Below are 21,348 nucleotides of genomic sequence, written 5' to 3'. Positions count from 1 at the left end.
ACCCGTGGAGATCCAATGAGCCAGGACGTCCTGACCACCGAAGCCAATCGCCGTCAGTTGCAGCAAATCATCGCCGGTTTGTCCGATGGGGTGATTTTGCTGGAACTCGACCAGACCATTGTGTGGGCAAATGAAGCCGCGCTGGCCATGCATGGCGTCAGTCAGATCGGCGAGTTGGGCGCCAATGCCAAGGAGTACGCCAAGCGCTTCGCCTTGCGCTATCGCAATAATCACCCGGTGCCGCCAGAGAACTACCCGATCAGCCGCGTCGCCAAGGGCGAGACCTTCGCCGATGTGCTGGTTGAGGTGACGCCGGTCGACGATGAGGAACGCATGTGGGTTCATAACGTGCGCAGCATGGTCCTCGCCGACAGCGCCGGCGAGGCGGAGTCGCTGGTGTTGATCATGGACGATGTCACGGAATGGGCGAGTGCCGAGCAGCGTTTCGAAAAGACGTTCAATGCGAACCCGGCACCAGCGGTGATCTGTCGTCTCAGCGATTTGCGTTACATCAAAGTCAATTCGGGCTTCCTGGAAATGACCGGCTATGCCCGCGATCAGGTGATCGGGACTTCGACCTATGAGCTGGACATTCTGGACGGCGCCGAAAACAGGGACCTGGCCATCGAGCGTCTGCGCGAGCACGCCACGATCCCGCAGATGCAGGCTGAGCTGAAACTGCCTGAAGGCGGCAGCAAGCAGGTGATCGTCGCCGGTCAACCGCTGGAGTTCAACGAGGAAGACTGCATGCTGTTTTCCTTCGTCGACATGGAGCCGCGGCACAAGGCCGAGGTTGCCTTGCGCCAGAGCGAGGAGCGGTTCGCCAAGGCCTTTCGCCTGACGCCGGTGCCGACGCTGGTCTGTGGTGCACAGGATCAGGTGGTGATCGACGTCAACGAAGCCTTCCTGGATACCCTCGCGTACCCCAGTGAAGAGGTGCTCGGAAAAACCGTTGCCGAACTCGACTTTATCGATGACAAGGGCGCGCGCACACGGCTGTTCGCGGCGCTGGAGAAGGCGGGAAGCCTGGATCGGGTCGATGTCAGAATCCGCAGGAAAGACTCGAGCGTGATTGACTGCACGGTGTCGGCCGACACCGTGAACATTCAGGACAACCCGTGCTACCTGCTGGTGTTGATGAACATCACTGAACGCAAACGTACCGAGCTGGAACTGGTGGCGGCGATCGAAGAAGTGATGAAAGACGCTTCCTGGTTCACCCGTACGTTGATCGAAAAACTCGCCAACGTGAAGAACATTAACTCGCCGCAGTTACCCAGTGTGTCCTTCACCGACCTGACCGCCCGCGAGCGCGATGTGCTCGGCCTGATCTGCGAAGGCCTGGCGGACAAGGAAATCGCGGCACGCCTGAAACTGGCGCCCAACACTGTGCGCAACCACGTGTCGACGGTGTATTCCAAGCTGGATGTGCACAGTCGCAGCGAAGCAATTGTGTGGGCGCGGGAGCGAGGTTTGTTCTCCAGTGAGTGGCGGCCCAAAGGCCAGCGTTAAGGTGCAAATGCACTAGACGAGGCAGTGCAAATGGAGGTTCTGGCGGGGTGCAGCAGTTCCTAACCTGTCAGGGTGCGAAACGGGCCTTTGGTCGGTATCGCGTCCTCTACGAAACAGCTTAAGGAACAGTCGTATGCTCGGCCAATTCAACCAGTTTTCAGTCGACGGAGTCAGCCGGCCCATGGGTGAATCGCAATGATTTATCTGGCGCAATTGCGTGCGCAACTGGAACAGCACTTTTCCCCGCTGGCTTGCGATTGCAGCGTGTCGGGGGACAACTCGGTGACGGTAAAGCTGTATCACCCGGCGTCGGGGCAGGTGGATCTGGTGGTCAGTGGGCTGAGTGTCGCTCACCTCAGAACGCCGGAAGCGGTCGCTTCGTTGATTGAGGAGCTGCGTTACGAGCTCGAAAGCAACAATTTGCATCAGAGACAGGACTCGGTTTCGTAGCTGTCGTTTTTCAGTGTTGAAAACGAGTTAAGTGCCTTATTGACTGGCATTGGCGGCGGGCTAGGCTATAAGAAATGCGAGGGTATTATTTTCTGTGACCAATCTGCGGCTACGCGGTAGGGGTGTCGGGTCGCGGAAAGTGTCGATGACTTATCGCGGGACAGCCTATGAACAGTCTTGGGAAACGTGCTTTTTCGCCCCTGTCGCTCGCCTTTTGCGTAGCGATGCTCAGCGGTTGCGCCAGTCCGCCACCTCCACCGCCCGCCGCACCACCGCCTGTTCCGCAGCGCACCTGCGAAACCACTGAACAAACGGATGTGATGGGCGATGCAAGAGTGACCGAGGAAGTGACCCGGCAAACGAAAGTGACCCGTTGTGTCACTCAGTAGGTCTGAGTGACTGCTTCGTTGCTTTCTTCGTTGCTTTCTTCATGTGTTGAATGCGCAATGATCCGGCACCCTCACGGGTGCCGACACCTGGGGGCCTAAACCTCAGACATCCTCGATCCTGACCCAGCGTGACTCGCTTGCCGCCAACCGGATCGCCGTCGCCAGACGTTCAACTTCCCATGCTTGCTCAAAGTCAGTCCCGCCCTGGGAAAGGCCAGCCAGGGCCATCACCAGGTCATGTACCTCTAGCGTCTTGAGTTCGTTGTATCCCAGCTGATGACCCGCCGCCGGGCTGAACGCCGCGTAACCCGGCAGGTTCGGTCCGGCGAGCAAGCGCTGGAAACCGTCCTGGCCGGCGCGATACAGCCGCAGCTCGTTCAAGCGCTCCTGGTCGAACGCCAGCGTGCCTTCAGTGCCGCTGATCTCGAAGCTCAGGTGGTTCTTGTAGCCATGCTTGAGCCAACTGCTGCTGAACGTACCGCGTGCGCCGTTGGCAAACCGCAGCAGCGCGTGGACCTGATCGTCGACTGCAATGGGCCGTTGCTCCTGGCTGCCTGACGTTGCAGGACGCTGCCGGTGCACGGTTTGAGCGTCGGCGCACACTGATTCGACATCGCCCATCAGATAGCGCGCCATCGCCAGTAAATGACTGCCCAGATCCGCCAGCGCGCCGCCCGCGTGATCGGCATCGCAGCGCCACGACCACGGCGAAGCTGGATCGGCCATGAAGTCTTCGCTGAATTCGCCCTGAAAACTGATGGGCTGCCCCAGTTTGCCGCTGTCGATCAGCTCCCTGGCCAGCCCGATCATCGGGTTGTGCTGATAGTTGTAACCCACCCGCGTCACGATGCCCGCGGCGTTGGCGGCCTGACGCATCGCGTTGGCTTGCTGCAGATTCACCGCCAGAGGCTTCTCGCAATACACCGCTTTACCCGCCGCGAGGGCGGCCATGGCCATGGGGTAGTGGAGGTGATTGGGCGTAGTGATGGCGACCAGATTGACCTTGGGATCATCGATCAGCTGTTGCCAGTCGGTGTGAGCGGTTTCGAAACTCCAGGCGTCGGCACAGTGCCGTGCACGATGTGGATCGACGTCGGCGAGGGCCGCCAGCCTGAGCTTCAGCGGGAGCTCGAACACCGCGCTGACGTTGCGAAAGGCCAGGGCGTGGGCGCGACCCATGAAACCTGTGCCGATGAGTCCGATACCGAGTTCGCGCATAGCTGGGGACCTTTTGGGATTTTTGTTGTTGGGACGCTATTTATGGAATATAAATTCCTAAAATGCAATCGGTGGAATAATAATTCGTTATGTGTATGGGATCAGCGAAATGGCAACAACGCTATGCGCTCAGTAAGCGGTGCTGGAAGGTGAGGGGGCGAGTCATTGGTGGAGTATTCGGTGGACCGCTCTTGCTGATCTCTTTTACCGCTCTGTCAGATTCTGAAATAACTCGTCTCGTATGAGGTGCTCCGAAACATTGTAGGATTTCATCCCCCATTTCTTTCAGGTCTATATGAACACCCTCCTGGAGCCTCCCAGTCGCTTGTTTCAATCCACACCCTGTATCCATTTGGCCTTCGCTATTCGGCGCAGGTCTCGCTTTCTAATATCGCTTAACCTCGAAATCCCGGCTGCAGGTTGCTCAGTGATGTCCTTCTCCAGGACTGACCGTGCCATCTCGAAGGGCTCACCTCCTTGCCTGCGCTCGGTGAAACCTTTCTTTCTTGCGCCTTGTGCCCTGAACATCGCATCCGCTCCGTCGAGCAGGCGTTCGTGTGTTTCTGCCATTCACTCATTCGCCCCCACTCTACGAGAGACTGAATAATTCCTATGGAATGGATTGCTGATCCCACGGCCTGGCTTGGCCTGCTGACCCTGATCGTGCTGGAGCTGGTGCTCGGCATCGACAACCTTGTGTTCATTGCCATCCTGGCTGACAAGCTACCGCCAGAGCAGCGGGATCGCGCGCGTGTCATCGGGCTGTCCCTTGCATTGCTGATGCGTCTTGGCTTGCTCGCGAGCATCTCCTGGATGGTCACCCTGACCGAACCTTTGTTCGAGGTCTTCGACAAGACGTTCTCGGGCCGGGATTTGATCATGCTGTTCGGTGGTGTGTTCTTGTTGTTCAAGGCAACCATGGAATTGCATGAGCGACTTGAAGGGCATGTGACACAACGCTCAGGCAATGCGGCCTATGCGATGTTCTGGCCTATCGTTGCGCAAATTGTGGTACTGGATGCCGTCTTCTCGCTGGACGCTGTGATCACTGCCGTGGGCATGGTGGAGCACTTGTCGGTCATGATGATCGCTGTGATTTTCTCCATTGGCTTGATGATCATCGCAAGCAAGCCATTGACCAATTTCGTCAACGGGCACCCCACCGTCATCATGCTCTGCCTGGGTTTCTTGATGATGATCGGCTTCAGCCTCACCGCTGAGGGCCTTGGCTTCCACATTCCGAAAGGCTATCTCTACGCAGCGATCGGCTTCTCGATCCTGATCGAGTTGTTCAATCAGGTGGCTCGCTCACGCCGCAAGAAGAGTGTGCAAGGTCATCGCCCTATGCGTGAGCGTACCGCGCATGCCGTTTTGCGTTTGCTGGGTGGGCACAAGCTGGGGGCCGATGAAGTCGGCGAGGAAATCGCTGACATGCTGTCAGGTGCAGAGGCCGAGCAGGTTTTCCATCGACGGGAGCGCGTCATGATCAGTGGCGTGCTGCAGTTGGCGGAACGCCCGATACGCGGCGTCATGACTCCGCGTGCGGAAATCGACCATATTGACCTGGCCGATTCTGCGGAAAAAATCCGCACCCAGCTGATGCACTCGCCGTACTCCCGATTGCCGTTGATCCGCAGTGGGCGCGTTGATGAGCCTTTGGGGTTCGTCCACAAGAAGGAGCTGCTCAAAGAGCTGTTGGCCGGGCACCAGCCCAACCTGGAAACCATTGCCCGCCAGGCCATCAACTTGCTGGACAACTTCTCGATTCTCAACGCACTGGAACAGATGCGCAAAGAGTCGACTCACATCGCGTTCGTGGTGAACGAATTCGGTGACTTCATGGGTATTTTGACCATGACCGACATTCTCGAATCCATCGCGGGTGAGTTGCCGGATGCCAGTGAAATTGAAGGCCCGAATATCGTTGTCGAGGAGGGAGGCTTCCTCGTCAGTGGTGCGCTGAATCTCAGCCAGATTCGCGAACACATTGGCTTCCAGGCTAAAGCGACTGATGACTATCAGACGCTCGCAGGGTTGGTCATGAGCTTGCTGGATCGTCTGCCGGTCATTGGCGACAAGCTCGATTGGCAGGAGTGGAGCATGACCGTTGTGGAGGTCGAAGAACGACGAGTGACGAGGGTGCGATTGCGTAAAAAGTAAGCCGGAGTCCGCTCGGCAAAAGGCAGCCCTGAGGCTGCCTTTTGTTCATCCTGAGCAGTGAATCAGGACAAGAATCCGCCATCCACATTCAACGAAACCCCGGTCGTGTAGCTCGACGCATCGCTGGCGAGGTACAGCACCGCGCCGGCCATCTCGCTCGGATCCGCTACGCGCTTGAGCGGGATCTGCTGCAACGCGGTCTTCAGGATCGCGTCGTTCTTCACCAATGCCGACGCAAACTTGGTGTCGGTCAGGCCCGGCAGCAGGGCGTTGCAGCGGATGCCGAACTGCGCGCATTCCTTGGCGAACACCTTGGTCATGTTGATCACGGCGGCCTTGGTCACCGAGTAGATGCCCTGGAAGATGCCCGGCGAGATGCCATTGATCGACGCGACGTTGATGATGCTGCCGCCGCCGTTTTCGCGCATCAGTTTGCCGGCTTCGACCGACATGAAGAAGTAGCCACGGATGTTGACGTCGACGGTTTTCTGGAAAGCGCCTAGGTCGGTGTCCAGTACGTTGCAGAACTGTGGGTTGGTCGCGGCGTTGTTGACCAGGATGTCCAGGCGCCCGAACTGTTCCTTGATGCCGGCGAAGACCTGGCTGATCTGTTCCATTTCACCGATGTGGCACGCGACGGCGGTGGCTTTGCCGCCGGCGGCGATGATGGCGTCGGCCACGTGCTGGCAGCCGTCGAGCTTGCGGCTCGAGACGATGACGTGGGCGCCTTGCTGGGCCAACAGTTTGGCGATGGCCTCACCGATACCGCGGCTGGCGCCGGAGACGAAGGCGATTTTGCCGTCGAGGTCGAACAAGTGAGTCTTGGACATGAGGTTTCCTTGTTATTAGGGCCCGGAATGTAGTTAAAGCCGCGATCAGAGCGTAGATTTCTGGATGACTTGCAGGCTCATCTGCTCCAGCAGTTTGTTCATGTGAATGAACTGCGCGAAGCGTTTGTCCTGGGTCTGACCGTGGAAGAAACGGTAGTAGATCTGCTGCACGATGCCGGCCAGGCGGAACAGGCCGTAGGTGTAATAGAAGTCGAAATTGTCGATCTGGATGCCAGAGCGCTGGGCGTAGTAATCGACGAATTCGCGACGGGTCAGCATGCCCGGGGCGTGGCTCGGCTGGCGACGCATCAGTTGCACCGGCGCCGGGTCTGTGGCTTCGATCCAGTAGGCGAGGGTGTTGCCGAGGTCCATCAGCGGGTCGCCGAGGGTGGTGAGTTCCCAGTCGAGCACGCCTATGATTTGCATCGGGTTGTTCGGGTCGAGGATCACGTTGTCGAAGCGGTAGTCGTTGTGGACGATGCTGGAGGTCGGGTGGTCGGCCGGCATCTTGTCGTTGAGCCAGGCCTTGACCGCCTCCCACTTCGGCGCGTCCGGCGTCAGGGCTTTTTCGTAGCGATCGCTCCAGCCCTTGATCTGCCGTGCCACATAACCTTCGGGCTTGCCCAGATCGCCCAGGCCAAAGGCCTTGTAGTCGACACGATGCAGTTCAACGAACTTGTCGATGAAGCTTTTGCACAAGGCTTCGGTTTTCGCCGAATCCAGGCCCAGTTCCGGTGGCAGTTCCGAGCGCAGGATGATCCCGTTGACCCGTTCCATTACGTAGAACTCGGCGCCGATCACCGATTCGTCGGTGCAGTGCACATAGGCCTTGGGGCAATACGGAAAACCGTCGCGCAGTTGATTGAGGATGCGAAATTCGCGGCCCATGTCGTGTGCGGACTTGGCTTTGTGGCCAAACGGCGGCCGACGCAGGACGAACTCCTGCTCCGGGTATTCCAGCAGGTAGGTCAGGTTCGACGCACCGCCTGGAAACTGGCTGATCTGAGGCAAGCCACTCAAGCCCGGAATGTGGGCCTTGAGGTACGGATCGATCAGGCTGGCATCGAGTTCTTCGCCGGTGCGGATACGGGTGGACTGGTCAGTAAGCGCCATGCTTATCCCTTCTGCTTATTCTGGAGGCCTGCGATTATTGGCTAATCTAATGCGCGCACCCGGCACCCACAACCACGAACGGCCCTTATAGGTGAGCGTGTTGCCGGGCAATCATTGCTTTTGATACACCTGTTTGAATGACCCTCAAGGCGCAACCTTGCTCAGTGAGGCCGGCAGGGCGATGGGCGTCAACACGGGACTGCCGGAGAAGAATGCCACCAGATTGCGACCCACCAACTCCACGGTGCCTTGCGTAGCCTCCGGAGACAACCCAGCGACATGCGGCGTCAGGATCACGTTGGTCAGCGCCTTGAGCGCCTCCGGCACGTGAGGCTCGGCATCGAACACATCCAGGGCGGCACCGGCAATGCGTCGTTGCTCAAGCGCAGTGACCAGGTCTGCCGTGGCGATCACCGAGGCTCGGGCGATGTTCACGACGAACCCTTTGGGGCCCAAGGCATCAAGGACGTGTTTATTGATCAGGTGTTTGGTGCCCAGGCCGCCAGGGGTGGCAACGATCAAAAAGTCCGAGGCACGAGCCAGTTCGGTCGGTGTCGAGCAGAAGGTATAGGGGACGTCGCTGCGATGCTGGCGGTTGTGGTAACTCACGGTCATGTCGAAGCCGGCGGCGGCGCGTTTGGCGATGGCCATGCCGACCGCGCCGAGGCCGAGGATCCCCAGGCGCTTGCCGGCCAGGGAGGGGCGCATGATCTTCGGCCACTCGCCGCGGCGTACCGCTGCGTCGCAACGGGGAATGTCGCGAACCAGCGCCAGCAACATCGCCATGGCATGGTCGGCGACTGAAGAGGCGTTGACGCCGGCGCCATTGGTGACGGTGATGTCCCGGTTGGCGGCGGCTTGCAGGTCGACGTGCTCGTAACCGGCACCGATCACGCAGATGATTTTGAGGTTGGGCAGGGCGGCAATTTCATCGGCGTACAAGCCCAATGGACCGCGAGTCAGTACCGCATCAATCTGCGGGCCATGCCGTGAGATGGCGGCGGCGCGCTCGGCCGGCGTCGGGGCCAGAATCAGGTGAAAGCCCTGATGTTCGAGAATCGGCAAGTAATCGTTGATGGTTTCAACCAGTACCAGAACGGTTGCAGGCATGCTGAGCTCCTGTGGGGATTGAATGTCGGATCTCGAATGTTGCTTCAGATTGCTGATTCCAGAGGAGTTTAGCAACGACCGGGGATTGCACACGCCGTTGATCAGACTGATTCACCTTGGGAGGTCAGAAAATGGCGGGCGGCGTCGAGAATCTCATCAGACAGTTCATCCCCCCGCGTGGCGCGAGCCAGGGTCAGCGCGCCGACCATCAAGGAATAATCCACCAAGGCTTGCTGGCGATTGGCTTGGGGCTGATCCGAACCCATCAAAGGGGTGAGCATCTGCAACAAGGCTTCCAGCCCCTGGGTATAGGTCTGGTGCAAACCGCTTTCCGCGGTTTCATGGCACATGTCGCCGGCAAACGCCGTGACCGGGCAGCTTTCGCCCGGGTTATCGCGGTTGGCCGCCGACAGGTAGGGCGCGATGATGCTCGTGCGGGCCGAGACGCGGTTATCGTTGGCGTCGATTTTCTGCTTCCAGCGTTCCATCGACTGGGTGAACGCCCGGGTACAGGCCTCTTTCGCCAGCGCTTCCTTAGAGTCGAAATGACCGTAGAACCCGCCATGGGTCAAGCCGGCCGCGCCCATTACATCAACGACGCTGATCCCGTGCAGGCCGCGCTCGCGAAACAGTCGCGTGGCGGCTTCGACGATGATCTCGCGGTTGAGTTCGGCTTGTTTGCGAGAGACTCGAGGCATGGCGGCTCACAGGCAGGGAAGGTGTTTAGATGACTGGCATCATAAGGAACTGTCGGGCGCGTGTCAGTGAATGACTTTCGCGGCAACAGTCGGCCCGGTCGAAGGATGTTTCTATCCCGATTGAGAGATGTCCTCCGAGACCTTGTAAAACGCCAGGCGTGGCGGCAATCAGTTGGCGTATTGAGCGATGCCATTGCCGAATGACCAGTTCTCGGGTTTGCCTTCCACCAGATTGATGAAGACATCTTCCAGGCGAACACCCAGTTCAGCGTTGAGGCTTTCGGCGATGGTCTTGTAGAGCAGTTTTTTCTGCTCGAGGGTGCGGCCTTCCCGCAAGGTGATCTGGATGATCACCAGGTTGTCCGTGCGATTGATGCCCATGTAAACGGGGTCAAAGATGAAGTGGTTCTCGTCGTGTTCGGCGAGGATCTGGAAGTTATCGTTCTCGGGGACGCCAATGGTGGCATGCATGGCAGCGTAGATCAGTTTGCCGATGCGCTTGGCGAAGGTCGGGTCCTGGTTCTTTTTGATATCGACGCGAACGAGTGGCATGGGAGGTCTCCGTAAAAGAGGGCTGCCGGTCAGCAGGTGATTCGAAAATACATGACGCTAATCCTTCACCGAATAGATTTATCAAGACATCTATTTAATTTGATGCAAGAGCGCCACGGGAGCAAGTGTAGGAGAGCGCCACAAAGGCACGCGCCCACGGGGTCTGGATCTGATCCGCACAACCACTCCTCAGCTAAGTCTTTGCTTCTGTTCATTAATCCCGGACAATCGCGCCCTTGTTTCGGCCAGGGCGCTGCCCGTCGGATTTTTCCGACTCGTCCTGACCGGGTAGCAAATGACCGGAATGCGGAGATCCCACCGGATGAATGATCAGGCCAATAGCGTCGACGAACGCTATGTAGCGGCGACACCAGCGACTCTCACTAGCTGGAATCGCCATGACACCACCTGGATGCTCGGCCTGTTTGGCACGGCCATCGGAGCCGGTACCCTGTTTTTGCCGATCAACGCAGGCCTGGGAGGTTTCTGGCCGTTGCTGATCCTGGCGGTGCTGGCATTCCCGATGACCTTTTATGCGCACCGTGGCCTGACCCGCTTCGTGTTGTCCGGCCGCGAAGGCGCGGACATCACCGAAGTGGTGGAAGAACACTTCGGCATCAAGGCCGGTGCGTTGATCACCTTGCTGTACTTCTTCGCGATCTTCCCGATCCTGCTGATCTACAGCGTGGCCCTGACCAACACCGTAGGCAGTTTCCTTGAACATCAACTGCACATCATGCCGCCCCCGCGCGCCGTGCTGTCGCTGGTGCTGATCCTCGGCCTGCTGGCGGTGGTGCGTTGTGGCGAGCAGGCGATCGTCAAGGCCATGAGCCTGATGGTGTACCCGTTCATCGTGGCGCTGCTGTTTCTCGCGGTGTTCCTGATTCCGCACTGGAACGGTGGCATCCTGGCCACGGCGTCGACCCTGCCTGAACCGTCGGCGCTGCTGCACACGCTGTGGCTGGCCATTCCGGTCATGGTGTTCTCGTTCAACCACTCGCCGATCATTTCGGCGTTCGCGGTGGACCAGAAGCGTCGTTACGGCGAACACGCTGAAGAGCGCAGCTCGCAGATCCTCTCCCGCGCCCACCTCTTGATGGTGGCGATGGTGCTGTTCTTCGTCTTCAGCTGCGTGCTGACCCTGTCGCCGGGGCAACTGGCGGAAGCCAAGGCGCAGAACCTGTCGATCCTGTCGTACCTGGCCAACCACTTCAGCAACCCGACCATTGCCTTTGCGGCGCCGTTGATTGCGTTCGTGGCCATTTCCAAGTCATTCCTGGGCCACTACATCGGCGCCAGCGAAGGCCTCAAAGGCTTGATCGTAAAAAGCGGCAAACGCCCGGCGCCCAAGACCCTGGACCGCATGACCGCCGCGTTCATGCTGGTGGTGTGCTGGATTGTCGCGACCCTGAACCCGAGCATCCTCGGCATGATCGAAACCCTCGGTGGCCCGATCATCGCCGCGATCCTGTTCCTGATGCCGATGTACGCGATCCGCAAAGTGCCGGCGATGGCGCGCTTCCGTGGTCAGGCGTCCAACGTCTTCGTGACGGCGGTGGGGCTGGTGGCGATTTCGGCGTTGATCTATTCGCTGACGGCCTGAGCACTGCTTTGATCATTCCCACGCGGGGCGGGGGAACGATCAGGCATAAATAAACGCTGCTCATCTTTCGATGGGCGGCGTTTTTTATTGCGTAGAAGAACGCACACCCCTGATCCAGCGCACCCGTCCCCCGGGATTAGCGGCTAAGCTTGCGGCTGCATCAGCGCGTCGTAGACCGTTTGCCGCAGATTGACCCTTTCTCTGGAGACGCTTTATGGCAGGTGCCCCCGGCGCATCGGTGCAACCCCGTGCCGATACGCCCAACCGCTGGCTCGACGTTATGGCCGGTGTGTCGATTGCCGGTTTGTTGTTGCCCGAGGCCGTTGCCTATTCCAGCATTGCGGCGTTACCGCCCCAGGCCGGGGTGATTGCGCTGTTTGCCGGGTTGCTGTGCTACGGACTGTTCGGCACCAGCCGTTTTGCCATTGTTTCCGCGACTTCATCTTCGGCAGCGGTGCTGGCCGCCGCCACCGCCACGCTGGCCAACGGTGATTCAGGGCTGCGCATGACGCTGGCGATCGGCCTGGTGCTGGTGACGGGTGGTTTCTTCCTGTTGGCCGGACTGTTCAAGCTTGGCCGCGTGACGTCATTTATCGCCAAACCGGTACTGCGCGGCTTTGCATTGGGCCTGGCCGTGACCATCATCCTCAAGCAACTGGCGAGCATCGTTGACGTGCACTTGAGCAACGGCAACCTGATCCGTTTCCTGCCGCAACTGCTGGAGCAGTGGGCGCAGTGGAATCGGGTTGGCTTGCTGGTCGCCGCGGTGGCGCTGCTGGTGTTGTGGGTGTGTGCACGTTTTCGGCGATTACCGGGAGGCTTGCTGGTGGTGGCGCTCGGCATTGCCGCCGGCCAATGGCTGAACCTGCCGGCCTACGGAGTGAAACTGATCGGTGTGATCGACCTGAGCCTTGAAGTGCCCCGGCTGCCGGTGCTGCCGTTTGCCGACTGGCTGCACCTGGGGGAATTGGCGTTTGCCATGGTGATGATTCTGTATGCCGAATCCTATGGATCGATTACCTCGTTTGCACTCAAGCATGGCGACCGGGTTTCCTCGAACCGCGACCTGCTGGCCCTCGGGGCGGCCAATCTGCTGTCAGGCCTGTTCCACGGCATGCCGAGCGGCGCCGGTTACTCCGCGACGTCGGCCAATGAGGCGGCCGGTGCCGGTTCACGCCTGGCCGGTGTGGTTGCGGCGGGGGTGGTGTTGCTGATTGTCTTGACCGTGTTGCCCTGGATTGCCTTGACGCCCGAACCGGTGCTGGCGGCCATCGTCATTCATGCACTGGCGCGCGGCTTGAGCCTGCAGCCATTGGGTCGGTATTTCATCTGGCGTCGCGACCGCTTGCTGGTGATCTGCGCGGTGGCCGCCGTGTTGGTGCTCGGCGTGCTGGACGGCTTGCTGGTGGCGGTGGTGATCAGCGTGGTGCTGATGCTCAAACAGATGTCTTCGGCGGATATTCAAGTGCTGGGGCAAATGGGTAACGGCCATGATTATGTCGACCTGCAGCGCCATCCCGATGCCCGGGCGATCCCTGGCGTGCTGATCGTGAGGCCCAGCGAGGCGCTGTTTTTCGCGAACGTGGAGCGCATTCTGAGTGGCGCGCTGCACCTGGCCCGGCACGCGGAGCCGCCGGTGCATACGATCATTCTCAGCCTGGAAGAATCCCCCGATCTGGACGGCACCAGTATCGAAGCGCTGGAAGCGTTCTTTATGCAGGTGCGGGCGCTGGACATGCTGTTGATCCTGGCGCGGCTCAAGCACGAAGCCAAAGCGGTGCTCGCACGGTTACCGACGCAGGAAATGGAGCAGGTAATTCTGAGTGGCCTGAGCGTCGACGGCGCGGTGCAACAAGCCCTCAAGCCATCCACATAACCCCTGTGGTAGAGGGCTTGCGGGCATAAAAAAACGCCGCTCATCTCACGATGGGCGGCGTTTTTTATTGCGTTGCAGCGTTAGGCTTGAACGACCGGGATGTTGGCGTTCGCAGCAGCTTCACGGAACTCGGCGATCTGGTCGAAGGACAGGTAGCGGTAAACGTCGGCCGCCATGCTGTCGATCTTGCCAGCGTATTCCATGTACTCCTCGACGGTCGGCAGGCGACCCAGGATGGAAGCAACGGACGCCAGCTCGGCCGAGGCCAGGTAGACGTTCGCGCCGTCACCCAGACGGTTCGGGAAGTTACGGGTCGATGTCGACACCACGGTGGAGTTCGGCTCTACACGTGCCTGGTTACCCATGCACAGCGAGCAGCCTGGCATTTCCATGCGAGCGCCGGCCTTGCCGTAGATGCCGTAGTAGCCTTCTTCGGTCAGCTGGTGAGCGTCCATTTTGGTCGGCGGCGACAGCCACAGACGGGTTGGAAGCTGACCTTTGACCTGATCCAGCAGTTTACCGGCAGCGCGGAAGTGACCGATGTTGGTCATGCACGAACCGATGAACACTTCGTCGATCTTCTCGCCAGCAACGCTGGACAGCAGACGGGCGTCGTCCGGATCGTTTGGCGCGCAGAGCACAGGCTCTTTGATGTCGGCCAGGTCGATTTCGATGATTTCAGCGTATTCGGCGTCAGCATCGGCAACCATCAGCTCAGGGTTGGCAACCCAGGCTTCCATCGCTTGAGCACGACGTTCCAGGGTACGCGCATCGCCGTAGCCTTCACCGATCATCCAGCGCAGCAGGGTGATGTTGGAGTTCAGGTACTCGGTGATGGATTCTTTCGACAGCTTGATGGTGCAACCGGCAGCCGAACGTTCAGCCGAGGCGTCGGACAGCTCGAAAGCTTGTTCGATGCTCAGGTTGTCCAGGCCTTCGATTTCCAGGATGCGACCGGAGAATGCGTTCTTCTTGCCTTTCTTCTCGACGGTCAACAGGCCAGCCTGAATCGCGAAGTAAGGAATGGCGTGAACCAGGTCACGCAGGGTGACGCCCGGTTGCATTTTGCCTTTGAAGCGCACCAGGATCGATTCCGGCATGTCCAGCGGCATGACGCCAGTGGCGGCGGCGAACGCTACCAGGCCAGAACCGGCCGGGAACGAAATGCCCATCGGGAAACGGGTGTGCGAGTCACCACCGGTACCGACGGTGTCCGGCAGCAGCATGCGGTTCAGCCAGCTGTGGATGATGCCGTCGCCCGGACGCAGGGAAACGCCGCCGCGGGTCATGATGAAGTCTGGCAGGGTGTGGTGGGTGGTCACGTCGATCGGCTTTGGATAGGCCGCGGTGTGGCAGAAGGACTGCATCACCAGATCGGTCGAGAAGCCCAGGCACGCCAGGTCTTTCAGTTCGTCACGGGTCATAGGACCGGTGGTGTCCTGAGAACCGACGGTGGTCATCTTCGGTTCGCAGTAGGTGCCAGGACGAACGCCTTTGCCTTCTGGCAGACCGCACGCCTTGCCGACCATTTTCTGTGCCAGGGTGAAGCCTTTGCCAGTATCGACAGGCGCTTCAGGCAGCTTGAACAGGTCGGTAGGGCCCAGGCCCAGTTCGGCACGCGCCTTGTCGGTCAGGCCGCGACCGATGATCAGCGGAATACGGCCGCCAGCACGAACTTCGTCCAACAGTACCGGGGTCTTCATTTCGAAGGTGGTCAGGACTTCGTCAGTGCCGTGTTTGCAGACTTTGCCAGCATGCGGGTACAGGTCGATCACGTCGCCCATGTGCATGTTGGTCACGTCGAATTCGATTGGCAGTGCGCCGGCATCTTCCATGGTGTTGTAGAAGATCGGAGCGATTTTGCTGCCGAAGCAGAAACCGCCGGCACGCTTGTTCGGCACGAAAGGCACGTCGTCGCCGAAGAACCACAGCACCGAGTTGGTGGCGGACTTACGCGAAGAACCGGTACCGACCACGTCACCGACGTAGGCGATCGGGAAGCCTTGACCGCGCATTTCTTCGATCTGCTTCATCGGACCGGTGACGCCCTGGGCGTCAGGCACGATGCCTTCACGGGCCATTTTCAGCATGGCGAGGGCGTGCAGCGGGATGTCCGGGCGGGACCAGGCGTCCGGAGCAGGGGACAGGTCGTCGGTGTTGGTTTCGCCGGTGACCTTGAACACGCGCAGGCTGATCTTGTCGGCCAGCACAGGGCGGTTCTTGAACCACTCGCCGTCAGCCCAGGATTGCAGCACGCCTTTAGCGTGTACGTTGCCGTTCTTGGCTTTTTCAGCGACGTCGTGGAACGCGTCGAACATCAGCAGGGTGTGCTTGAGTTCTTTGGCAGCGACTGGCGCCAGTTCGGCGTCGTCCAGCAGATTGACCAGAGTCACGATGTTGTAGCCGCCCTGCATGGTGCCGAGCAGTTCAACAGCGCGTTTCTTGTCGATCAGAGGGGAGGTTGCTTCGCCTTTGGCGAGGGCAGACAGGAAACCGGCCTTTACATAGGCTGCTTCGTCCACGCCTGGCGGAATGCGATTGGTGATCAGGTCAACGAGGAAAGCTTCTTCGCCAGCCGGGGGATTCTTCAGCAGCTCGACCAGGCCTGCAGTTTGTTCGGCGTTTAGCGGCTGGGGAACGATACCCAGTGCTGCACGCTCTTCGATATGTTTGCGGTAGGCTTCAAGCACAGTTATTACCCTCATCAGTGGTCCCAAATGGGTGTCCGGGACGCTCATCCCGAAATTGCCGTACTCATGCGCTGCGTGGCGTTGTGGGCCACTTAGCCAGAATTACCGACAATTCCTTACAGAAGCTGCTTTCAAAGTTTTACGCCTGCAGAACGGGGAGCTGATGAGGGTTGGCGTAGAGCTTTTCCCCGCTGGAAAAACCCTTCGCCAACTCCGCTCTGAAGGAACGACTGTGCTCGTGACGCTTTGAAAACAGCTTCTAACGGACATTGGCGCCTTAAAAGGCTGGCTGATTCTACGGCAAAAAAAAATTAAAGGTAAGTTGGCCCCTCAAGATTGAGGGGTGATCAATGTTAGACAAAGGGCTAACATGCCGGCCTGTTCTGCTTTCCCGTGTCCTCCTGACCTATGCCCAATCAGACCATCAAGACCCCCTGCGTCGGCCTCTGTTCCACTGTTTACGGTGATCTGGTGTGCCGTGGCTGCAAGCGTTTCCACCATGAAGTGATCAACTGGAATGGTTACAACGAGGAGGAAAAGCGCGCGGTGTGGCTGCGTCTTGAGCAGTTGTTGTCCCAGGTGATGGCCAGCAAGCTGGAAATTTTCGACCCGCAGCGCCTGCGCTTGCAACTGGAGCAGCGCAAGATCCGCTTTGTGCCGCATCAATCCGAGTATTGCTGGGCTTATCAGCTGATCGCCCGTGGTGCGCGGGTCATCAATAACCTGGAAGCCTACGGGATGGTGCTGATGCCGGAGTTTCGCGACTGGAACCTGCCGGAATTGCGTGACGCCATTGATCGGGAATTCTTTTTGCTCTCTGAGGCGCATTATCAGCGCTACATTGCGCCGGGGTTTCTGAAAGACGCTTTTGGCGGCTGAACATTAAGTGCTTCGCGGGCAAGCCTCGCTCCTACAGGTTTTGTGTCGTACACAACGGGTGTGATCAACACAAACCCTGTAGGAGCGAGGCTTGCCCGCGAAGGCGTACTACCCGACGCCGCAAATCTCAATGCTGCGTCACAATCTCCTCCAGATGGTCCATGATCGTATCCGGCTTCAGCACCAGCACATCGCTCTCCACCGCATCCAGCACCACCTCCGCCGTATTCCCGATCAGCGCTCCGGACAACCCGGACCGCGCAACAGTGCCAATCACCGTCACCGCCGCCTGCAGCTTGTGCACCATGAACGGAATCAACACATCCGCCGGACCTTCCTCGATGTGCAGGTGATCATCATCGATATCGAACTCGGCCTGAAAGGCCTTGCACTGCTCGCGATAGCGCGCCTCGATGGTTTCGCTGAGCTGCAGCGTAGGGTCCGCCGCCGACAGCATCGGTGACGGATGGGCACTGACCACGTGCAGTTTGGCCTTGGCCAGGCTGGCGATGTCGTAACCGTGATCGACGATGGTGGCGTGCAACGTGCGGTGTTCGCCATCGGCATTGCCGACGTCAATGGCCGCGAGAATGACCCCGCCGGTCCACGGTTTAGAGGTTTTCACCAGCAGCACCGGCGTCGGGCAATAACGCAGCAGTTTCCAGTCCGCCGGGGTCAGCAGGGCTTTTTTCAACGGGCTGTCGGGGTAATGCTGTTTGATCACCAGCCCGCAGCCTTCCGCCTGCTGCACATCGACGATGGTTTCATGCAGGCTTTCATTCCAGGCCTGCTCGGTGGTGACACTGTAGCCGTCCTGTAACAGTGCCGCCTTGAGCACGCCCAACATGCCGCTGTGATCATGCTTGCGATCGCACACCAGCAGATGCAGATGCGCCTGGGTCACGCCTGCAATCAGTTTGGCCCGTTTGAGCGCCAGGCTTTCCGAGTGTTCGGGTTCGATGACCACCAGGATGCTGCGAATGGCTTGCATGATCGGGATCTCCAGGAAGGTAAAAAATACTGCGTTGGACAACTATAGTTGGTCGCCGCCAACCCGGTACTTGATGCATATCAACGGCGGCGACTGGTGGTCTGGCGGCAGGCCGGTATAATCGGCGCCCTTCGATTCAGACCTTTTATTCCGTGAGCCCCATGATCCTTCCCGAAATTCACGAGTTCCTCGGCTGCCGAACCCCCGATGGCTGGGTCCAGGCCGCGCTTGCCGATCAGGACACCTTGCTGATCGACCACAAGAACTGTGAGTTCAAGGCGGCCAGCACGGCGTTGAGCCTGATCGCCAAGTATCACTCCCATGTCGACCTGATCAACCTGATGTCGCGCCTGGCCCGGGAAGAGCTGGTGCATCACGAGCAGGTCATGCGCCTGATGAAAAAGCGCAAGATCGAGCTGCGTCAGCTGTCCGCCGGGCGTTATGCCTCGGGCCTGCGCAAAGTGGTGCGCAGCCACGAGCCGGTCAAGCTGGTGGACACGCTGGTGGTCGGCGCATTTATCGAAGCCCGCAGCTGCGAGCGTTTCGAGGCGCTGGTACCGCATCTGGACGAAGAACTGGGCAAGTTCTATTTCGGCTTGCTGAAAAGCGAAGCGCGGCATTTCCAGGGTTACCTGAAACTGGCTTACCAGTACGGTGATGCCAAGGATGTTGCGCAAGTCATTGACCGGGTCCGTGCCGCCGAGCAGGAACTGATCGAGTCGCCGGACGTGGAGTTCCGTTTTCACAGCGGTGTCCCGGCATCGGCGTGATTCGCCCTCCGCACGTTGCAATCTTTTGCGACTGAATTGTTAAAAACTCTTAAGAGTATGAAAGATCACTGAAAACCGGCCCTCGAGGCCGGTTTTTGCTGCCCGTCATCACCGTCCCGTCACTGATTGGCGCCATAATGCCGCCCACTTTTCACAAGGGTTGGCAGACGGTCGTTATGGATAACCTGGGTTTTGGCAAAGTATTGCTGGTGGAAGACGACGAGAAGCTCGCCGGGCTGATCGCGCATTTCCTGTCCCAACATGGCTTTGAGGTCCGCCAGGTTCACCGCGGCGACCTCGCGTTGGCCGCGTTCCTCGAATTCAAACCGAAAATCGTCGTGCTCGACCTGATGCTGCCGGGGCAGAGCGGCCTGCATGTGTGCCGCGAGATCCGCAGCGTGTCCGACACGCCGATCGTCATCCTGACGGCCAAGGAAGATGACCTCGATCACATCCTCGGCCTGGAGTCCGGTGCCGACGACTACGTGATCAAACCAATCAAACCGCCTGTATTGCTGGCCCGCCTGCGTGCGTTGCAACGGCGTCAGGCGCCGGACAGCGGCGTGTGCAGTGCCCTGGAGTTCGGCAACCTGAGCATCGACCGCAGCTGTCGCGAAGTGCGGTTGGCGGGGGAGGTCATCGAAATGACCACCATGGAATTCGAACTGCTGTGGTTGCTGGCCAGCGCTGCCGGCAAGGTTCTGTCCCGCGACGACATCCTCAACCGCATGCGCGGTATTGCGTTTGACGGCCTCAACCGCAGTGTCGACGTCTACATCAGCAAGTTGCGCGGCAAGCTCAAGGACAACCCGCGCGAACCGGTGTGCATCAAGACCATCTGGGGCAAGGGTTACCTGTTCAATCCGTTTGCGTGGGAGCTGTAAATGCTGCGGTTATTTCTTGGGCTGTTTCTGGTGATGACGGTCGGCCTGGTACTGGGGTTGCAAACGGTCGAGCGCACGTTCGATGCGCTTCTCGATGATCAGATGCAGAGCTACAACCGCGAGGCGGTGCGTGGCCAGGCCTGGTCGCTGGCCGAGCAATTACGCGATCTGGACGGGTCGGACCGGGAGCGCGAACTGGAAGCGGTGCGCCCGCATTATGGCTTGGGCCTGACGCTGGTCGAGAGCCGTCAACTGTCCCTGACCGATCAGGAGAAAGCCGAGTTGGCCCAAGGGCTTCTGGTGATCCGTGACAAGTACACGCAGTTCATCTCGCGCATTGACGAGGGTTCGCAGTTGCTCAGCATCAAGCTGCCGGCCGAGCCCAGTCTGATGCCGTTCTACATTGCCGCGGCGTATCTGATGATCGCGGTGATGATCGGTTTTGTGTTGATGTTCTGGGTACGCCCGCATTGGCGAGATCTGGAGAAACTGCGCCTGGCGGCCGAACGTTTTGGCGATAACGACCTGTCGTCGCGGATCCAGCTGTCCAAACGCTCGAATATTCGTGACCTGGCCGAGCACTTCAACCTGATGGCGGCGCGCATCGAAGGCTTGATCGCCAATCAGCGCGAACTGACAAACGCGGTGTCCCACGAGTTGCGCACGCCGATTGCCCGGCTGTCATTCGAACTCGATCAGCTCAAGCAACAACCCGATCCGACCCAGAACCGCGAACTGATTGCCGACATGTACGCCGACCTGGGCGAGCTGGAAGAAATGGTTTCCGAGTTGCTGACCTACGCCAGCCTTGAGCGCGGCGCTACGGTCATCAGCCGGGAAAACATCCAGGCCAACAGTTGGCTGGACAGCGTGGTCGGCAGCGTGGCCCTGGAGGCCGAGGCTGCCGGGGTGCAGTTGTTGATTGTCGAGTGTCAGGTCGATGAGGTTCGCATTGAGCCACGCTTTATGGCCCGGGCGGTGATCAACCTGCTGCGCAATGCCATTCGTTATGCCGATGAGCGGGTGGAAGTGTCGTTGGTCCGTACCGGTGATCACTACGAAGTGCGGGTCAACGATGATGGGCCGGGTGTGCCGGTGGACGGGCGCGAGAAAATTTTCGAACCGTTCTCGCGCCTGGACGCCAGCCGTGATCGCCGCACAGGTGGGTTTGGTTTGGGGTTGGCGTTGGTGCGGCGGGTGTCGCAATCCCATGGCGGGCAGGTGGAAGTGGGGGATTCGCCTTGGGGTGGGGCGTCGTTTCGCATGACGTGGGCGCATCTGGATTGATTGCGTTGATCTCACCGGCCCCATCGCGAGCAGGCTCACTCCCACAGGGGAATGCATTCCAAGTGTAGGAGCGAGCCTGCTCGCGATGAGGCCATCCGCACCACCGAAGCGCTAAAGGTGTACACCACCTGCCCATCCACCGAAGTCTCCCACAGGAGAATGCATTCCAAGTGTGGGAGCGAGCCTGCTCGCGATAAGGCCATCCGCAACACCGAAGAGCTAAAAGGCGTACACCACCTGCCCACCCACCGAATTCTCCCACAGGAGAATGCATTCCAAGTGTGGGAGCGAGCCTGCTCGCGATGGGGCCATCCGCACCACCGAAGAGCTAAAAGG

The 21,348-nt window shown here is 59.4% G+C and carries 17 protein-coding genes; 9 read left to right on the top strand and 8 right to left on the bottom strand.

Going from position 1 to position 21,348, the window contains the following annotated elements; genetic code table 11:
• The first annotated feature begins 15 nt into the window (after nt 1–15).
• Both FHL16_RS26205 and FHL16_RS26200 read left to right on the top strand, forming a co-directional pair.
• Complete coding sequence (locus FHL16_RS26205; RefSeq protein ID WP_077749707.1) at nt 16–1,512, top strand: helix-turn-helix transcriptional regulator; 1,497 nt, start codon at nt 16–18, stop codon at nt 1,510–1,512.
• 195 nt (nt 1,513–1,707) lie between these two features.
• On the top strand, nt 1,708–1,962 hold the full coding sequence (locus FHL16_RS26200) for a DUF1652 domain-containing protein (RefSeq protein ID WP_010459680.1): 255 nt from the start codon (nt 1,708–1,710) through the stop codon (nt 1,960–1,962).
• A gap of 491 nt (nt 1,963–2,453) precedes the next feature.
• Here FHL16_RS26200 and FHL16_RS26195 read toward each other — a convergent pair whose 3' ends face one another.
• Complete coding sequence (locus tag FHL16_RS26195) at nt 2,454–3,569, bottom strand: Gfo/Idh/MocA family protein (protein WP_077749706.1); 1,116 nt, start codon at nt 3,567–3,569, stop codon at nt 2,454–2,456.
• Nucleotides 3,570–4,181: 612 nt separating this feature from the next.
• On the opposite strand from FHL16_RS26195, the gene FHL16_RS26190 reads away from it, so the two are divergent.
• The gene (locus FHL16_RS26190) at nt 4,182–5,729 is read left to right on the top strand and encodes a TerC family protein (protein ID WP_077749704.1); all 1,548 of its coding nucleotides are present in this window, start codon (nt 4,182–4,184) and stop codon (nt 5,727–5,729) included.
• 62 nt (nt 5,730–5,791) lie between these two features.
• Here the strand turns inward: FHL16_RS26190 and FHL16_RS26185 are convergent, their stop codons facing one another.
• From FHL16_RS26185 to FHL16_RS26165, 5 genes are all read right to left on the bottom strand, one after another.
• On the bottom strand, nt 5,792–6,559 hold the full coding sequence (locus FHL16_RS26185; protein WP_010459689.1) for an SDR family oxidoreductase: 768 nt from the start codon (nt 6,557–6,559) through the stop codon (nt 5,792–5,794).
• A 45-nt stretch (nt 6,560–6,604) separates the two neighbouring features.
• Complete coding sequence (locus FHL16_RS26180) at nt 6,605–7,672, bottom strand: phosphotransferase family protein (RefSeq protein ID WP_010459691.1); 1,068 nt, start codon at nt 7,670–7,672, stop codon at nt 6,605–6,607.
• Nucleotides 7,673–7,816: 144 nt separating this feature from the next.
• Nucleotides 7,817–8,782, bottom strand: coding sequence for a 2-hydroxyacid dehydrogenase (locus FHL16_RS26175; RefSeq protein ID WP_010459693.1), 966 nt, complete (start codon nt 8,780–8,782; stop codon nt 7,817–7,819).
• Nucleotides 8,783–8,883: 101 nt separating this feature from the next.
• Nucleotides 8,884–9,480, bottom strand: coding sequence for a TetR/AcrR family transcriptional regulator (locus tag FHL16_RS26170; protein WP_077749703.1), 597 nt, complete (start codon nt 9,478–9,480; stop codon nt 8,884–8,886).
• A gap of 168 nt (nt 9,481–9,648) precedes the next feature.
• The gene (locus tag FHL16_RS26165) at nt 9,649–10,032 is read right to left on the bottom strand and encodes a tautomerase family protein (RefSeq protein ID WP_010459697.1); all 384 of its coding nucleotides are present in this window, start codon (nt 10,030–10,032) and stop codon (nt 9,649–9,651) included.
• A 322-nt stretch (nt 10,033–10,354) separates the two neighbouring features.
• Between FHL16_RS26165 and FHL16_RS26160 the strand changes: the two genes are divergently transcribed.
• Nucleotides 10,355–11,635 carry a serine/threonine transporter gene (locus tag FHL16_RS26160; protein ID WP_010459699.1) on the top strand — a complete coding sequence of 427 codons (1,281 nt, stop codon included), beginning with the start codon at nt 10,355–10,357 and terminating at the stop codon, nt 11,633–11,635.
• A gap of 214 nt (nt 11,636–11,849) precedes the next feature.
• Nucleotides 11,850–13,511 carry a SulP family inorganic anion transporter gene (locus FHL16_RS26155; RefSeq protein ID WP_010459701.1) on the top strand — a complete coding sequence of 554 codons (1,662 nt, stop codon included), beginning with the start codon at nt 11,850–11,852 and terminating at the stop codon, nt 13,509–13,511.
• Nucleotides 13,512–13,591: 80 nt separating this feature from the next.
• Here FHL16_RS26155 and acnB read toward each other — a convergent pair whose 3' ends face one another.
• On the bottom strand, nt 13,592–16,201 hold the full coding sequence (acnB, locus tag FHL16_RS26150; protein WP_010459703.1) for a bifunctional aconitate hydratase 2/2-methylisocitrate dehydratase: 2,610 nt from the start codon (nt 16,199–16,201) through the stop codon (nt 13,592–13,594).
• Between the two features lie 408 nt (nt 16,202–16,609).
• Here acnB and FHL16_RS26145 point away from each other — a divergent pair, with 408 nt between their 5' ends.
• Complete coding sequence (locus FHL16_RS26145) at nt 16,610–17,080, top strand: DUF1289 domain-containing protein (RefSeq protein ID WP_010459705.1); 471 nt, start codon at nt 16,610–16,612, stop codon at nt 17,078–17,080.
• Nucleotides 17,081–17,207: 127 nt separating this feature from the next.
• Here FHL16_RS26145 and FHL16_RS26140 read toward each other — a convergent pair whose 3' ends face one another.
• Nucleotides 17,208–18,071, bottom strand: coding sequence for a universal stress protein (locus FHL16_RS26140; protein ID WP_077749702.1), 864 nt, complete (start codon nt 18,069–18,071; stop codon nt 17,208–17,210).
• 161 nt (nt 18,072–18,232) lie between these two features.
• Between FHL16_RS26140 and miaE the strand changes: the two genes are divergently transcribed.
• From miaE to FHL16_RS26125, 3 genes are all read left to right on the top strand, one after another.
• Entirely contained in the window at nt 18,233–18,841 is a 609-nt protein-coding gene (miaE, locus tag FHL16_RS26135; protein ID WP_010459709.1) for a tRNA-(ms[2]io[6]A)-hydroxylase, read from the top strand.
• A gap of 176 nt (nt 18,842–19,017) precedes the next feature.
• The gene (locus FHL16_RS26130; protein ID WP_010459711.1) at nt 19,018–19,725 is read left to right on the top strand and encodes a winged helix-turn-helix domain-containing protein; all 708 of its coding nucleotides are present in this window, start codon (nt 19,018–19,020) and stop codon (nt 19,723–19,725) included.
• The gene (locus FHL16_RS26125; RefSeq protein WP_010459713.1) at nt 19,726–21,012 is read left to right on the top strand and encodes an ATP-binding protein; all 1,287 of its coding nucleotides are present in this window, start codon (nt 19,726–19,728) and stop codon (nt 21,010–21,012) included.
• The last annotated feature ends 336 nt before the right edge of the window (nt 21,013–21,348 follow it).

The organism is Pseudomonas sp. FSL W5-0299, from assembly GCF_005930655.1.
Taxonomy (GTDB): domain Bacteria; phylum Pseudomonadota; class Gammaproteobacteria; order Pseudomonadales; family Pseudomonadaceae; genus Aquipseudomonas; species Aquipseudomonas mandelii.
The sequence above is the reverse complement of the archived record's forward strand: the minus strand, read 5'-3'. Positions and strand labels throughout refer to the sequence as shown.